The organism is Paenibacillus sp. FSL E2-0190, from assembly GCF_037992965.1.
GTDB lineage: Bacteria > Bacillota > Bacilli > Paenibacillales > Paenibacillaceae > Paenibacillus_AQ > Paenibacillus_AQ odorifer.
On the sequence record NZ_CP150306.1, the window covers coordinates 4913558 to 4929945 of the forward strand.

The following is a 16388-nucleotide window of genomic DNA, read 5'->3' on the forward strand; positions in this document are numbered from 1 at the left end:
TTCTACATCTGTGGTTTCATCCGTTACTTCAAAGGTTCCTTCAGTGCTGCTTCAATATATTGATTGTCTGTTATTTTAGAAACTTCAATCTCTTTACGGATGTTCTTAATATTAAATTGAAAATCGGCAGTCTTCTGCAATTCTTCAACAACAGCATCGCTAATTGGAATGTTGATCATCTGGGAACGTTCAAACGTACCTTCGATTACCGCTGCCGGAATGTTCCGCTCAGCTGCATATCTTTCAGTCGCTTCAGCGCGATTATCTGTCTCCCAAGCTATAGCTTTGTTGGTTACTTTTAAATAAAGCGTAACTAGTTCTGGATATTTCTCTGCGAACGCTGAACGGGAGATCACAAAAGAAGGAGATAAGACACCCAATTGCTCACCATCCGTCAAAACCTTCCCTTTACCGGTCAATGCGTTAAGAGTAATATACGGATCCCATGTAGCCCATGCATCAACGCCACCGGTTTCAAATGCAGGTTGTGCTTCATCAGGCTGTAGCTGGATAATCTCAAAATCTGCTTCTTTAAGACCTGATTCCTCAATACCGCGATAAAGGAAGTTGTAAGCATTGCTGCCTTTTGTAACAGCTATCTTCTTGCCTTTCAGATCCTCCAGTTTCTGAGCAGTACTACTACCAGGTACAAGAAGAGCAACGTTATTCGTACCTTCTAATACTTGTGAGATAATCTTAATAGGAATACCCGCAGCTTGGGCTGCGATCACCGGCATGTTACCAAGAGTCGCTATGTCCAACTTATTAGAAGCGATCGCCTCTGTCATTGGGGGTCCACTTTGAAATTCCGTCCATTCTACTTTTACGCCCAGCTTATCAAATTCTTGCTCATACCATTTTTCCTCACGGGCTTTACCAAACATCCCCCCGCTGCCCTGCACGCCAATCTTAATGGTCACACCTTCATATTTGTTGGCGTCGTTCTTTCCCGCACTCTTTTCATTCGAAGCGCAGCCTGTTGCAAATACAGTCAAAACAAACATAAGAAGTAGTGAATTACGAAATAATTTCATGGATCATTTCTCCCCTTTTTATAAAAAAATGGACTCTCTTTATCTAGATACCAGCTCCAACATCGATTGCCGGTTCTTCTACTTTCTCAAACTCACTCAGAACCATTCGACGTAATTCTTGGAATGAAGTACTGGATCTTTTTCGCGGAAACGGTAAATCAATGGGAAGAATATTGCGAATATGCCCAGGTCGGGGATTCATAATGACTACCCGCTCACCCAGGAATACAGCTTCATCCAGATCATGAGTCACAAATAACATAGTCGTCTTATTGCTCTGCCAAATATCAAGAAGTACCTCTTGCAGATGTGATCTAGTAAAAGCGTCTAGTGCGCCAAAAGGTTCATCGAGCAATAATACATCCGGATTACGGAGTAACGCCCTAGCAATAGATACTCGTTGGGCCATCCCGCCTGACAGCTCACGTGGATAGGATTTCTCAAAACCCTTTAATCGTACAAGTTCAATCAATTCATCTACTTTTTTGCGAACCTCTGGATTTTTAAGCGATAAATTTGCTGCAATATTATGCTCCACCGTCAACCACGGAAAAAGTCTTGGTTCTTGAAAAATAAATCCCTTCTCAATACTCGGACCGTCGATCTGTTTGCCATTCAGTAGAACCGTGCCGCTATAGCTCGTATCCAATCCTGCCACAATTTTTAGCAAGGTACTTTTTCCGCAGCCGCTGGGACCTATAATCGTAATCAACTCGCCTTTTTTCACCTTCAGCTGAATATTGCTTAATGCGATAACATCACCTGCAGGCGCGGCGAATACTTTATTCAAATGTTCGATAACCAGTGTTTCCTCCGACACTCCATTCACCCTTTCCGATAAATTTAAACTAAACTATACTTATGTATTTAATAGGTATTCAGAGTAAAAAAATAATGAAATCCTCTGAAGAACCTTATCCGATTATTCAACTAGGTTTAATTTACATCATCTTATCAGTGACATTCCTCACATGTCAAACATTATTTGCCAAATGGGTGTATGTTTTGTGAAGTGGGGAGGTTTTGCGAATGGCAAGGACATGGTATTAGTTATAGTCGATAGGGATTTATCTAATTGGAGTTCAAAACTGCACAAAAAAATACCGCATATTTATTGGTTTTGGACCAATGAATAAGCAGTATTTTGAGGGCTGTTCACAACCGCCATCTCTTAAGGAACCTTATGCTAAATTCTGAAAATATCAGCATTGATAATAATTCCAGCTATTACTTTCTAAACGTTCTTTCATAATCTTCAAACCGTATTTTTCTAATTTGTTTACGATCCGTTGTTCTAACAATGATTCCTTCTGATTTGCCTGATGCGTCGATGCCTACTTGCGTGTTTTCGAATCTTTTTAAATAAGAATATGTACTCTCAAGAGAAGTTGGAAACTCGGAACCCTTTATGGTTTCAAGAAGTGGTGCAGACTGCAAATCAATACTTTCAATAAATCTCTTCTTCTCAATTTCATCATAAAATGGTTGATTTCCGTGATCACGCCACATCGCAATTTTCTCCTGCGATAACTCAAGAAGTCTATATAATTCATCCTTATTCAAGGAGAACACATCAAATACACGATACCCTTGAGTTTTTCTGTCAGAATAGTTCTTGGATGCTTTAGTTTTCCCTCCATAAGATTCCTGATAAATTACGGTTAATGCCCAGTCACCCTCAAGAAGGATATCTGCAATTACTTTTTCTGCTAACGGCTTAAGAAATTCCGCAATGTTCCCATAAGGATTACCGATTCTATCTCCTTTTGCATATAACAATTCTTCTCTGGAACCAATTAGATAATCAACTTCGTTATTATCATTTTTTAATAAAATGATCCTTGAATTTTCACCATCTACTTTTTCGTAAACAAAAACATCGTCTAATTCTGCGAAGCCTCTTGACTCCGTTAAAACATCATTTAACCGACCTCGTTCACCTAATTGATGATATGTAAGAATGCTTGGGTACTTTGTTAAAGAATTAATTTTCTTTAAATCCATAAACTATTCTCCCACTTTCAAATTCACTTTATATGACTCTTGTTCTTATAAACATAAACAAAGATAGCCAAGGAATATTTTACCACTGATTACGTGTTCACGTGTTATTCCTGATGGGATTGTCATAAAGAGTTCTCCTTATTTGTTTACCAATTTAACTTTGAAGATAAGTATCATCATAATCTACGTAATTACTTTGTTGATTACGCATGAAGGTTATACGCAAAGAAGGTTCTTATATGTATTTTCAAGTGATACTCATGTAATAGAAAATCAGCAAAATAAGAATATGTAAATAGTAGTAAACACCAATAAATCTTCTTTAATAATCTGATTCAAATATTGTTTCGTTTTTATCATTTGAGAAAATAATTTTTAATTGAGCAGTCGGATTCCAAATCCTACTATCTTTTATAATTAGATATTTTCCACCTGTATATTCATACTCACGAGTCTTACTGTCAATCACCACTGAAAATGTTTTAGCATCTTTTAAAACTTGCGTATTATTAATTACAAGGCCAATTGAACCTTTCTCTAAACCACCAATAGCTATCTCATCTCGTATCATAGCCGTAGATTTAGTATAGTCAGAAGCGCTACGATAAATATAAATATAGGGCAAGCTAAAAATGTAATATTCCTCGTCGTTTAACTTTTGTATAGATACATAATCCAAATTTTCACTTTCGATAAATTGATCTAATTCTTTTTCATTGATTGCATTCCAGCTACATCCTGACAAAAAGAAGAATACACAAAAAGATAGTATTACATATCTCAAATGAAATTTCATATTCCCTCCATAATTAAATATTACACTTAGATTATTTACATCTGTAGCTATGATTCTCCTTAATAAATTCAAGCATGTACGTATCTAAAATAACAAAGGATTTATCCTACTAATTCCACTATAACATTAAATGGAATATTTTCCGCAGCTTATCTTCTACCAAGGCAATCAATTCCGAGTTGTAGCCATTAGGTATTTATAGGTTTTATGACCATGATTTATCAGTCTGTAAGATTGTATTATCAGATGATTTTGATACCTTTAATGCGAAATGATTGAAGTTGCTTGTAAACAATGTTACTCTATCAACGGTAAACTCAAAATCTGTACTCTTCAATACATCTTATAATAGTCACTATTTTTAGTTAAGAAAGGTAACACTATGATAAAAGTTGATAACTTATCCTTCGCATTCCCGCAAAAAGAACTATATAAAAACATTTCATTTACGCTTGAAGAAGCACAACATTGCGCTTTTATAGGAACAAGCGGCAGTGGTAAAAGTACACTGATCGATATACTGATGGATCCAGAAAAATATTTGTTCGAAGGCAAGCTAGAGATGGACCCCACCTGCAAAATTGGATATGTAAGTCAGTTTTCGCAACTAGACAAATCTAAAGAAACAACCGTTTTTGAATATATAGGAGAAGAATTTATTAAGATACAAAATGAAATAACAGCGATTCTCACTGAAATGGAAACATCATCAGATATTGATTCATTACTCGAAAAGTATCAATTAGCTCTAGATGCCTTTGATTTAATGGATGGAAATGATTTTGAAAGCAATATTAATAAGAAACTAAATTTAGCCAACCTCTTGAAGCTAAAAGATGTTAGGGTATCCGACCTAAGTGGTGGGGAATTCAAGCTTATTCAAGTGATGAAGGAAATGCTGACTAGCCCAGACTTAATGATTATGGATGAGCCCGATGTATTTTTAGATTTTGAAAACCTAAATGCACTTAAAAATCTGATTAATGCTCACAAAGGAATATTGCTAGTTGTTACGCATAACCGTTATCTATTGAATCATTGTTTTAACAAAATTATACACCTTGAAAACATGGAGATCCAAGAGTTCGATGGGCGATATATTGAGTATAACTTCTCATTACTTCAGACGAAAATTGAGTTACAAGAAATCGCAGTCGCTGAACAAGAAGAAATAGAGAGATACGATAACATTATTGATAATCTTAGAGCGATCGCAACCTATAATTCAGAAGCATCTAGAGGGAGAGCGTTAAAAGCTAGGGTTAAGTTTCAAGAAAGATTGGAAGCGCGAAAAATTAAAGCGCCATTCGTTGATATTAAGCAACCAAAAATCAGTTTTGGTGTGGACAATGAATTTGAAGAAGACATCACTGTTTTAAATGTGAATAATTATAGTGTTTCCTTTGATGAGTTGATTTTAGAAAATGTTAACTTTGAGATGAAACCTACAGATAAAGTAGCCCTTATCGGTCCAAACGGTACCGGGAAAACGACTTTACTCCGAGATATCTTTAAAAATAATCATGATTCAATTGAAATAAATGCTGATATTAAAGTGGCTTATCTTTCTCAGCTTCAAGACGAAGTGCTAAAGGATTCTAATACCCTACTAGAAGACTTCATCGATGCCGGGTTTGCAACTTATGACGAGATTAGAGCACATCTTTCAAACTATGGCTTTGAAGGAGAAATTCTTACTCAAAAGATAGAATCTTTATCTGGTGGCGAAAAAAATATACTGCAATTGGCGAAAGTTTCTGCTAGCAAAGCAAACTTATTGCTTCTTGATGAACCGACAAGCCATTTAGACACCTATACACAAATCGCACTGGAGAAAGCCATTGAAGATTATAAAGGTGCAATTCTCATGATTTCTCATGATTTCTATTCTGTAGTAAATGGGATGGATTATGTACTAATCATTGACGAGAAGACGATTAGAAAAATGAGTATGCGAAAATTCAGAAAGATGATTTATGCCAGTCATTTTGATAAAGATTATTTAGAAAATGAACAAAATAAAAAAGCAGTTGAAATGAAAATAGAATTAGCTTTAAAAGACAATAATTTTGAACTTGCGAAAGGTATGGTTGACGAGCTAGAAGAGCTGATTAAGTTACTTTAAATTCCAACCTTCTGAATGAAAATGATTACAAGAACGATGAAATAAAATGTTGGTGGAAAAGTATCCACATTAAAGACACTGATGAATAGATCTCAGTGTCTTTTTACTGCATTGATTTTATTGATAGCTCATGCCGGGACAGTGGTTCACTTATCATTAAAAATCTTTCCCAACACATTTTTTGCCAAACTTCTCTTCATCTCTCTGGTTGATATAACTATAATGAAGTATCATGAGAAATTTTTATCAAAACAGTCTTTGGTCTCGCATATAATTTTATACCATTTATAACCATAATCCGATAATTTTGGTAGGATTAATAATTTGTTACCACAGCGGATACAATTATTTTCTGATAAATTTCCGTTCTTGTAGTCCGCTAAGTAACCTTCTGCTAGTTCTACTTCCTTAATTATATTTTCTAGAGCAACATCGCTTATATCAAAAGGTGTCATATCTCCTCTATTTGCATAAATAGAGCGTGAAAAAGCTCCAAATCCACCAACCAGTTCGTGGTGATGGGTATTAATCCGTCCCCCACCTCTCTCAAATAATTTGATCATCGGTTCATATATATCTGGAAACTGCAATGCGATATTGTCGCGCGCATCAAGCAAAGAGCACCAGCGTAAATAATGTATACTTATTAATTTCATAAGCATAATATCAATTTTATTAAAATTCGGACACGTTTCTAAGAAAATGTCCCACTCATTTTCCTCCATTTTAAAACCTAATAACATATCCATACCTATGTATATACTTGCTGCTTCCTTAGAGATAAACTGCAAAAACACGCCGACTCTACGGTAATACTCTGCAATCAAATTAGCATCTGCTTCATATTCACCTCTAGATCTTACTTCTTCGTATCTTTTTTTTGAAATTCCAATGTATAAATTCGCATCAATATTCTTAATTCTTTCAACACCTGATTCGTAATAATTCATGAAGATTCCTCCGACTTAACTCACAAATGTAGTTCCCTATATCTGATAGAAGATTGGTTTATTTAACCAGCTCGCCCGATTGTTCTAAGCCCCTGCTTGAGTTTCACCATTTATAAGATGGCTAATCTTTAAATAAAAACAAAACCCAATAAACCATTTAGGTTTATCGGGCGAGATTTAAAAAAGTTTATCGGTTCAAAACAAGTTTATCGATTTTATACTGACTGTACCCCGCACTGCCCCTAACCCTTTCAACTAACCTTATGCTCAATCCGCAGCTTGTCCGCTACCATGGCAATAAATTCCGAGTTAGTAGGCTTAGATTTGGAGATATTAATGGTGTAGCCGAATAAATGGCTGATGGAGTCAATGTTGCCACGGGTCCAAGCGACTTCAATCGCGTGGCGGATCGCGCGTTCTACGCGTGAAGGCGTGGTTTTGAACTTCTCAGCGATTGCTGGGTAGAGTGTCTTCGTACCGATATTATTTTGAGCTATTTCCACTATTTATCGGGTTTCCTTCTTAACATTTATTGCCTAAATCGATTTACAAAACCAGAGTATCATATCACATGTTTTTAATCCAGTCCCCTAATACTATCCATTACTGTTTGAAAAGAGAGTGAAGTCCTTTAATCGGCTTTCATATTCACCAAAATGGTGCTTTTTTGCCTTGATATAAGAGCGATACACCTCACTTCAATACAAAAAAGCCATGGAATCATCCATAGCTCTTAACCTTTTATAACTATCTCCAATTTACTTTTTGAACCTCCGCCATGTTGCCTTGACCTTCTTCATACCTATTACTAGGAATTTTAGATACTGTAGTTACGTGAATATCTTTGGATTTCAAAGATTCAAATAAATCCTTGAAACTATCTCTATGGAAATACAAGTACCAACTGTCTGATCCATCGTCAGGAATTACCCTAGCACAAAAATATTTAGCTTCAATATCACTACCAAACCCATAATTATAATAATCATTAATGGTAGCTGTTCCTTCCACAACGAAGTCCTTATCCAAATTATTTTTCATGTCATACTGGACGTCCTTAGCTTTTAGTCGATGCTCTTCTTGGTAGGCTTTTTTGTATGAGTACCCCTCAGGTTTATCTTCCGCTGCGTCCAACTTTTTACTTATTCCATTTGCATAATCGTCCTTCAGATTCTTCTTGTTTAACATCCCTTCACCAATAATACTTACAACAGCTTTTCTCGCCTCTTTAAAATTCTTCACTCCATTTTCATACCCATAGTATTCTTCAAACTTCCCAACTACCATATTACGTACATTATTAGTTAGATCTTGCTCATTCGTATTTTGATCTTTTAAATATTTTAATTTCCCTGCATTCGCCATTAAATCGACTAAATCAATATCACCATCTACCCCTTTGAACTGATCCGCCATGATTGCGTATTGGATACTCTCATTCCATATATCTTGACTAATGTCAGCTGGCTTTTCTTTCATTTGAGATGAGCACCCTGATATTAATACTACACAAAAAAATAAACCTAATATTACCTTTCTCACTTTTACCCCTCCATAAGTTCTATTTAAATAATTATATTCTATAATATTCCTATTTGTCGAGTATACCAGACATTTAAAACGTTCAATATTTCGGATAATAGATGTAAAAGGAGTCTTTCCTTTGCCACTTGAAGCTGTATTCGGAAAAGTTATAAAAAGTCTTCGTATTAATAAGAACATTACCCAAGCTCAACTTGCTGTAGACAGCACATTAGAACGCAGCTATATTTCAGAACTTGAAAATGGAAAATACCAACCTACTTTGACTAGCTTGTTTGATATTGCAAAAGGACTAGGTATGAACCCTTCTGATTTAGTGAGACTCGTAGAGATAGAATTTGAAAGACAGAATCAATCTAATCGGACACAATACTAAATAAAAAGGCATTCGGATGATTTATCCAAATGCCTTCTCTCCCATCTTTTTATGGTAAGAACAAAGAAGCTATGTACTTATAAAACTTCTTCTCCCATTCCATTGTACGGACGAAAAATAAAATAAATCCTACGGAGATCGCCCCTATACCTGTTTCTGCTTCGCCAGCGAATTGAATCATATCAACACTCAGCCCCACCATCCCAGATATTGAAGTATTAAGATATGTTTCAGCATCAAAGTTTGGAAGAGCCTCAGGATTATTGATGATTTCAGTTGCTGGTGACATTATATAACTCATAGTATTGTCTGCTGTCACTTTCAAGTCCCTACCATCAAAATAAAGAACCAAACCTACTAATATCATAATCAAAGCAATAATTCTTCGAGGGGTTAATTGTTTATCCATTTCCATTCCTCCACTGTTAAAGTTAACCATGCCTATGTTACGAAGAATATTTATCCAGCGTTTCAATATGTTATCATTTTTTTAAATTCATAGACCTTAGTCGCTCTACCTTTTAGCAAAGTAATATTACTCCGCGGATAATAACATCCTTGCATCGTTTTAATTGTTTCCTCGTTAAAGCTGGCGATTAAGCATCTCTCCTCTAGTACGCCATTCATCCATATTTCTAAAATCTGTTGCTGTTCTTTACATCGTAGCAACTCGTTATTGCTTGTAATCTTCTGACCTATCATTTTTGTCACTCCTTCCTTACAAACGAAAAAAAAGCACATACTAAATCAAAGACTTAACGTCTAAGATTCAGCAGTGCTTCTGCGTTTGGTAGTATATATTCAATTAATTGTACATGTATAATTATAGCAAACACGAATTAAATTATCAATATATTCCAGGTTTTTTTATCTGCGCCGCCTTACAGTGCCCCCTACCTGACGAGTAATAAAATGAATTTTAGGGGTTTTAACTATCCCCCCCTCTCTTTCTTGAAAATAAAAAACCTTCACAATGAAGGCTCCTTTACTAAGCTCTTTAATTTTTGCAATTCTCTGTACAATGTAGGCTTAGACACACCAGTTAGCTCCACTATTTCCTTAAGGGAATGTTGTTTACTTTCATATAGCTTGATTGCTTGATTCAATTTTCTCTGTTCTGTTTTAGGTCTTCCACCTAAACGCCCTCTTGCTCTTGCAGCCTCCAACCCAGCCATAGTTCTTTCACTAATAATGTCACGTTCAAGCTCCGCGATCACCGCAAGCATTTTGAACATTGCACGCCCTACTGCTGTAGTCGTATCTATGTTGTCACGTATGGATATTAGTTCTATTCCTCTTTGTTCAAGCACTTCACTCAATTCAATGAGCTTCTTTGTTGATCTTGCCAAACGATCTAGTTTGTACACTACCAACGCGTCACCTTCACGAAGATAGTCTAAGGCTTTGGCAAGTTCCGGTCTATCATCGTTTTTCCCCGAAACTTTCTCATCAAATATCTTTATACAACCTGCTTTAGTCAATGCATCCGTTTGTAAATTTAAAGATTGATCAAGGGTGCTCACACGTCCATATCCAATATACGCCATAAAAAAACCTCCTCATTATTTACCCAGCCCAGACTGTACATTTCAAAAGCTAAAATGTCCAGTCTTTTGCTACTTTGATAATGAGAAGGGTTTTGATACATCATTTAAGTATTTTTACGCTAAATTAGCGTATCGGCTAAAATAGTCTCATAAACATTCGTTTTTGAAAAAACGATCCTTTCTTGTAATCTATCAAAAAAGCTAATCGGTAATTATAATGTTCTCAGAAAATCATTTGGTTTTTCACTGCTCAAAATCTTGATCTAACTCATTATTCTGAATTCTTTTAAGTTTGTCTTCCCTATATTTATTCATTATTCTACTTTTTACTATACCTTTATTTATCTGACTCTGCCCCTTTGAAGCCAATTCACCTAACATATTCAGATACTCGTTTTCCTGCACACTGTTTTTGGGCTTGGTAAGGAAATTAAATAACAATTTCATTAAAAGATTTTCTTTAATATATTTGTGTTTATGCAATTTCAAAAACTCTTTTAAGTACTTCAAATTAGCAGTTGATTTTGAATCCGAGTATAAAAGAATAGAAATCATAGTCTCAAGTTCCGAGTATAAATTAGGTGAATTTAGCTTTTCCTTAACATCATCCTCCATTACTACATAGAGCTTTGAGCAAGAAACTAAATTTTGCAAGAAAATTTGCAAACCTACTGGTAAATAATCTATTAAAAAATTCTCAATTTCACTTAATTTCACTTCATCATTTATAACATCAGTATTTTGCGATTTATTATCTTCTAATAATAACCTTACTAAACTTATAAAAACAGAAGAACAATGTATCAATTCTTTATAGCAAGATGATTTCAAATTACCATCAGTTGTTTCTTCAGTATTCTTTAAGACTCTTGCAACTATCATCAATGACCTTTCGATTTGTTGATATGGAGTTAACTCCATATTTTCTTTTTCACTATAGACTTGGAGAGAAGCTGACATTTCCAGCCTTGTATCATTTATTTCGTCTAAAGAATCTTCTGTATCATCTTTTGTAGTATCTATTACTTCTAAAAATTCTTCACTTAAGTTTGCTGCAAGTATATTGTTTGAATTCAAAAAAATACTATCAAGATTCTTTAAAGGAGTATATGCTTCTACAATGCCTTTGAATTTTTCTAGCATTCTGTCCTTTAGTTCTAATAAAAGATTTTCTTCGTCACCCTTCACGCCAGTGTAATAATCTATTTCATCCATAAAATGTAAATATCTTTCCTGTGAAAATACTTTTTCTTTAAATCCACTTCTAAAGGTCATGTTCTTCATAAGGAAGAAACTATAGTAACATTTGAATCGGAATGATAAATAATATTCACCTTTATCAAATTCTTCAGTAAATAATCCAACCTTCTCTAATCCTATCAATATTTCATCTGCCTTAAAATCAAACCTCCTGTTGATCATGTAGGTCTGTATAAAAGAAATAAGTTGAATCCTTTTAATCCTCTTGTTTTGATCATTGAGCTCATACATTAAGTAGGCAATTTCTGAAACGAGTCTTATTTTATTTTTATAGTTAAATTCTTCTGAAAACATTTCCTTAGGTGCATGTTTTTCAAAAAGAATTTCTATAAAATTCTCTAATAATACTGAGTTATTTATAGGTGAAATGCCAGGTTGAAATTCAAAAATACATAAAAACATAGAGACTGCAAGGGGAGTTCTAGGAATATCTAATCTGTTGAAAACTTTAATTATTTCATCTAAACTGTCAGGATTATTATAATGAGGATTTAATGAGAACCAATTACTGGTCAATTCTCTAATTTGTTTAGACTTAAACAAATTGATTTGTATTGAAAACATACGAGAAAGTACCGAATAGCTTTTAAATTCTATAGGTATATCGCTACTAATTAATGAAGTAGTAGTTGCTATAACACGGACACTTTTGTGTTCTTCCAAAAATCGATTTAATGCATTTAATTTCGTCTTTATTTTTGGTATTGTAGATAATTGATCAATTAATAATACAATTTCATGATTATTTAAGAGTTCTTCAACTTTTCTTATTTTTATATTCAAAAAACGACTAATCTCAGTCTCAATTCGACTAGAAGAATTTTCCAAATCAATAAAAACTGGTATTTTTTTATACTTAAATACATTATCAGTGAATTCCATCATAAGCTTATCTAGAAGTATTGTCTTACCTGATTCCTTAGGTCCTGAGAGAAGCGTATGATGTTCTAAAGAACATATTTCATCTAGCGTATAGATTTTTTGTTTATCTTTGCTCAGTTGTGTAGTAAGTAAAGGCAATACAAATAGTTTATTTATCTCTTTAGGTGCCAAAGTTTCAGTACGGAAACTTAGTAAATGTTCACTAGTCTGAGAAAATTGCTCATTACGAATAGTCTCACATATCTCTTTAGCACTATTCAATGACTCTAATACTGTGGTATTAGGTAAATAGTAAATAGCCTTTCCTTCATCGTTTCCTAACGCTATGTTGGGACCATAAGATTTCTTTGTATGAAAATATGTTCTATTAGTAAGAACAACTTTATCGGATGTATAGTCTATGTATGCATAACCATTGGAATACGCACGATCGTCGCTACGAATTCCACCACTCCAGTTTGCTGGAGCCACAGATACTAAGAGAGTCCCTCCAAACATATTAGTTTTGTATTCGCTTTCTCCTTCATGTACATGACCACAAAACATTAAGTTGTAATATTTATGAATTAGATTCTCAACGTTTTTCTTCTCAAACTGGTTTAGCCAATCAAGTGGATGGTGAATTACTGCTAGTTTCAAATCAAGTCCTTCTAATTTTTCAATAGCATTTTCAACTTGTCTCTCACCCAACAATATTTTGCCTTTATCTTTATCACTGTCCCAGCATCTCCATGAAGAATTGAAGCAGCTTACCCCCACTCTTAAACCATCAAAATTAAATCTAAAGGTCGATGCAAAATTACTAATATCATGCCTTGTTCCAGAATAGTATGACTTTTCAAATTCTTTGAACTTTATGATTCGTTTTGATCCGTCTGTTAGATCATCATCATCAATGTATTTGTTCACATCTTCTGTACATGTCAAAGTTACATTAAGAGCTTTCTCCATACGCTCTGTATCTGCTTTTCTATCAATATCATGATTACCAGGTACAAATAAAAAAGAGTCTCTTGAAAGATTTAATTCTTCTAATATTGGTTTAATAACATAGTCTTCAAATTCTAAAAATGCTAAATCTATCTTTTCTTGCCCAAAGCTTAATCCACCTTTATCTATCAAGTCTCCTGAAAAAATAATTAAATCTATCTTTTTATCCTGATTTATTCTCGCTAAATCTTCAATTAGGGGTTTGATACAATATAGTTCAAAGTCACGCTTAGAATCTTTTGAGAAATGGAAGTCAGAAAGATGAACTACCCTTAACACATGATCACTCCCTTATACTTATTATTCATTTATTTAGTATTATCCTTATCCGAATACCATTTATCATACTCTAGCTTGCTCCTAATGCCTGCTTGGATAGCTGGTTGAATCATAGTTAGATAATAATGCCTGAATGTTGGATATTTAGGTTCAAACGCTCTAATGTATGCAGATACTCCGTATTCCTCTTTTATTTGATCCTTAAAGAAATCTGCTCGCAAATCAGTATTTAACTTTTCATCTATTGTCCCTCTTTTTTCGCAAAAATTGCAACCAACCAAAATCGATGAATATATATCATCAAGTGAATTAAAAGCTTTTCCAGTATAGATAACAAATTCTGTGTATCCATTACAAACCTTACATTCTGACATTGATAAACTCATTTTTTTCTTCCCCTCTTTTACATTCGTTTTAAATTAAAAATGATACTTGATTATTGGTTATTATCCTTAATAAACTCATATACTTTTCTAGCGAGTGCTATCGACTCTTCAGACATATCCTCAATACTGTGTATATGGCTCAAAGCTTTCTCACAAAAGTTCACTTTATTTTTAATAGTTCCTGACTTATCTCCATAATTACCTCTTCTTTTTTTGTCAACAAGATGGTCGTCTATATATTTACCAATATATTTATTTTTGTAGTCTGCTTCACTAATATTACGATTAAATACTGCTGATTTTCTCTCATAATCACTTACAACTTTCTTCAGAACATCAACACTAAGAAGGTTTTCAATTTCTTTACATTCTAAACAATAGAATCTTTCTCCAAGCTTTTCTTTTAGCCTATCCTGCCTATCTTTCTTTACGTCACTATCTTTATCTGTAATAAGAAATAGCTTTCCGCAAACTTTCTCAGCATTCATTGATTTTACTATATTTTCGACATCAGCTTCCTCATCATCAAGAAATGACCAATGCGTTATATTATTTCCACTGTACTCAACGAAAGCATAGTGATAATCCTCACGAAATTTATCATTGTCTACAGCACCTAAAGACTCCTGATAAATCTGCAAGTATTTACGCAGATAAAATCTATCAGTAATTCCTTCAACCCAAATAGTACAATTCGCTAAAAACATTGAAGAATTCTTAACCCCTAGTAGTTCCAATACATTACTGTCCTCATTACTAACGTTATCAACTATGAATTTAGCTTCTTTCTCTCGGGAATTAACAGATTCATCAAATTCTTTTTTAAACGTATACACTGAAACATAAGGAATATCTAAAGTCATATCAAGGAAATGATTAGAATGCGTGGTAATAAAAAATTGAAAATTTTCAAATTTCATAAAGGTTTCAATTAATTTCCTTTGAAGTCCTGGATGCAAATACAATTCTGGTTCTTCTATGAAAATAAGCATATTTTCACCTTCATTTAAAAACAATGGAAATGTTAAAATAATAATAGATTGGATGCCATCACCTAAGTTGTAGATTGACTTTTCATTTTCATCACCAATTTTAACAGAAACCACATCTGAATCTATATATGGAATTAGGGTAACTTCTTTTCCTTCAAAGAAAGTATCTCCTAAAAATTTTTGGAATTTCGAAACCACTTCTCTATCCGCTAATTTCCCAAGAAGCAATTTTTTTAGATCATTATACAAACTAAGTCCAGTAAATATATCAAGTTGCTCTTTATCACGGAAATAATCTTTTTTAGTTCGAAGATGATATATATCATCTTCAGACTCAAACGGTCTTAAGCCACGTAACGTAGGAATGTATATTTTCTTAAAATTGTACTGTTCAGGTTCATCACCTATAATTTTTTCAAGTTCCAGTTTGAATTTAATACCACACTCATTAAGATCACGATTTAAATTTTCATGTTGATAAAAGGTCGAAGTGTAACTACTAGTCGTAATAGAACCTTGTCCCTGCATATTGATCAATCTAACTATAAAAGATAAAATAGGTTGTAAAAAATTGATGTCCTCTTGAATAAAATCAATCTCTTCTAAATTATTACAATCTTGCAAAAATCCATTGTAATCAGCAATATTATATTTCAGGATAATCTCGTGGATATTCTTTTTCAAAGCCTCAACTAAATGATTAAACTCTAATAAATTAAAATTTGTTTTTATATAATTAGTTCCAATTTTAAATATTTCTCTTAACATTCTACTTTTACCTGAATTATTAGACCCTACAAAAATATTTATTTTAGATAAATTATCCAAAATTTCGAGTTCACGCTCTTCTTCAGATTCTAAGATGTAATAATCTTTGATTTCTTCTACCAACAAAGAGTTTATAATATACATCATCCGACTCCTTAATTTTAATGAATTTTTTAGAATCAAACATATCCATTTTTCTCAACATTTCCACATTATAACATAATATCAAATAGATAAATTTCGTAAGCTTTTATGTATTCACTGAATATATAGAGATTAATGTATAATTGAACATAGATAAAACTTGAATTTTATCTACTCTGGCGAGTCAACCATATCCCATATTCTTCGCTGAATCTACAGAATCCTTGGAGAACGAAAAAATGCACTCTGCCGTTGAATCGCTAACGTAAGAGTGCAAATTTTTTTTGAATTTCCAACATTTTTATTTTTCAAA

General features: G+C 33.6%; 13 protein-coding genes and 1 pseudogene. 2 read left to right on the forward strand and 12 right to left on the reverse strand.

What is annotated here, in order from left to right; translation table 11 throughout:
- Window positions 1–23 precede the first annotated feature (23 nt).
- The 4 genes from NST25_RS21725 to NST25_RS21740 form a co-directional block, all read right to left on the reverse strand.
- Window positions 24–1034, reverse strand: coding sequence for an aliphatic sulfonate ABC transporter substrate-binding protein (locus NST25_RS21725; RefSeq protein WP_076129472.1), 1011 nt, complete (start codon window positions 1032–1034; stop codon window positions 24–26).
- Between the two features lie 43 nt (window positions 1035–1077).
- Entirely contained in the window at window positions 1078–1854 is a 777-nt protein-coding gene (locus NST25_RS21730) for an ABC transporter ATP-binding protein (RefSeq protein ID WP_340392455.1), read from the reverse strand.
- A gap of 407 nt (window positions 1855–2261) precedes the next feature.
- On the reverse strand, window positions 2262–3038 hold the full coding sequence (locus NST25_RS21735; RefSeq protein ID WP_076184157.1) for an RNA ligase family protein: 777 nt from the start codon (window positions 3036–3038) through the stop codon (window positions 2262–2264).
- Between the two features lie 322 nt (window positions 3039–3360).
- Window positions 3361–3834 (reverse strand): hypothetical protein, encoded by a 474-nt coding sequence (locus NST25_RS21740; RefSeq protein ID WP_076184159.1) that lies wholly within the window; start codon window positions 3832–3834, stop codon window positions 3361–3363.
- Between the two features lie 382 nt (window positions 3835–4216).
- Between NST25_RS21740 and NST25_RS21745 the strand changes: the two genes are divergently transcribed.
- Window positions 4217–5959 (forward strand): ATP-binding cassette domain-containing protein, encoded by a 1743-nt coding sequence (locus NST25_RS21745; RefSeq protein WP_340392457.1) that lies wholly within the window; start codon window positions 4217–4219, stop codon window positions 5957–5959.
- Window positions 5960–6189: 230 nt separating this feature from the next.
- On the opposite strand, the gene NST25_RS21750 is transcribed toward NST25_RS21745, so the two are convergent.
- The 3 genes and pseudogenes from NST25_RS21750 to NST25_RS21760 all read right to left on the reverse strand — a co-directional run bounded on the left by NST25_RS21750 (window position 6190) and on the right by NST25_RS21760 (window position 8451).
- Window positions 6190–6909 carry a hypothetical protein gene (locus NST25_RS21750; RefSeq protein ID WP_312149864.1) on the reverse strand — a complete coding sequence of 240 codons (720 nt, stop codon included), beginning with the start codon at window positions 6907–6909 and terminating at the stop codon, window positions 6190–6192.
- Window positions 6910–7160: 251 nt separating this feature from the next.
- Window positions 7161–7385, reverse strand: a pseudogene (locus tag NST25_RS21755) (sporulation initiation factor Spo0A C-terminal domain-containing protein); the annotation flags it as partial.
- 271 nt (window positions 7386–7656) lie between these two features.
- Window positions 7657–8451 (reverse strand): hypothetical protein, encoded by a 795-nt coding sequence (locus tag NST25_RS21760; protein WP_340392458.1) that lies wholly within the window; start codon window positions 8449–8451, stop codon window positions 7657–7659.
- Between the two features lie 121 nt (window positions 8452–8572).
- On the opposite strand from NST25_RS21760, the gene NST25_RS21765 reads away from it, so the two are divergent.
- Entirely contained in the window at window positions 8573–8827 is a 255-nt protein-coding gene (locus tag NST25_RS21765) for a helix-turn-helix transcriptional regulator (RefSeq protein ID WP_340392460.1), read from the forward strand.
- 49 nt (window positions 8828–8876) lie between these two features.
- Here NST25_RS21765 and NST25_RS21770 read toward each other — a convergent pair whose 3' ends face one another.
- The 5 genes from NST25_RS21770 to NST25_RS21790 form a co-directional block, all read right to left on the reverse strand.
- Window positions 8877–9236 (reverse strand): hypothetical protein, encoded by a 360-nt coding sequence (locus tag NST25_RS21770; RefSeq protein WP_340392462.1) that lies wholly within the window; start codon window positions 9234–9236, stop codon window positions 8877–8879.
- Window positions 9237–9795: 559 nt separating this feature from the next.
- On the reverse strand, window positions 9796–10374 hold the full coding sequence (locus NST25_RS21775; protein ID WP_340392463.1) for a recombinase family protein: 579 nt from the start codon (window positions 10372–10374) through the stop codon (window positions 9796–9798).
- A 243-nt stretch (window positions 10375–10617) separates the two neighbouring features.
- Window positions 10618–13785, reverse strand: coding sequence for a metallophosphoesterase (locus NST25_RS21780; RefSeq protein WP_340392465.1), 3168 nt, complete (start codon window positions 13783–13785; stop codon window positions 10618–10620).
- Window positions 13786–13814: 29 nt separating this feature from the next.
- Window positions 13815–14171, reverse strand: a complete 357-nt coding sequence (locus NST25_RS21785; protein ID WP_076193142.1) for a hypothetical protein — start codon at window positions 14169–14171, stop codon at window positions 13815–13817.
- A 50-nt stretch (window positions 14172–14221) separates the two neighbouring features.
- On the reverse strand, window positions 14222–16078 hold the full coding sequence (locus NST25_RS21790) for an AAA family ATPase (RefSeq protein ID WP_081387879.1): 1857 nt from the start codon (window positions 16076–16078) through the stop codon (window positions 14222–14224).
- Between the last annotated feature and the right edge of the window lie 310 nt (window positions 16079–16388).

What these genes read in the sequence shown, in the direction of transcription:
- NST25_RS21735 (WP_076184157.1), bottom strand. Translation starts at nt 3,038, where the DNA reads ATGGATTTAAAGAAAATTAATTCTTTAACAAAGTACCCAAGCATTCTT.
- NST25_RS21725 (WP_076129472.1), bottom strand. Translation starts at nt 1,034, where the DNA reads ATGAAATTATTTCGTAATTCACTACTTCTTATGTTTGTTTTGACTGTA.
- NST25_RS21740 (WP_076184159.1), bottom strand. Translation starts at nt 3,834, where the DNA reads ATGAAATTTCATTTGAGATATGTAATACTATCTTTTTGTGTATTCTTC.
- NST25_RS21785 (WP_076193142.1), bottom strand. Translation starts at nt 14,171, where the DNA reads ATGAGTTTATCAATGTCAGAATGTAAGGTTTGTAATGGATACACAGAA.
- NST25_RS21775 (WP_340392463.1), bottom strand. Translation starts at nt 10,374, where the DNA reads ATGGCGTATATTGGATATGGACGTGTGAGCACCCTTGATCAATCTTTA.
- NST25_RS21770 (WP_340392462.1), bottom strand. Translation starts at nt 9,236, where the DNA reads ATGGATAAACAATTAACCCCTCGAAGAATTATTGCTTTGATTATGATA.
- NST25_RS21750 (WP_312149864.1), bottom strand. Translation starts at nt 6,909, where the DNA reads ATGAATTATTACGAATCAGGTGTTGAAAGAATTAAGAATATTGATGCG.
- NST25_RS21745 (WP_340392457.1), top strand. Translation starts at nt 4,217, where the DNA reads ATGATAAAAGTTGATAACTTATCCTTCGCATTCCCGCAAAAAGAACTA.
- NST25_RS21790 (WP_081387879.1), bottom strand. Translation starts at nt 16,078, where the DNA reads ATGATGTATATTATAAACTCTTTGTTGGTAGAAGAAATCAAAGATTAT.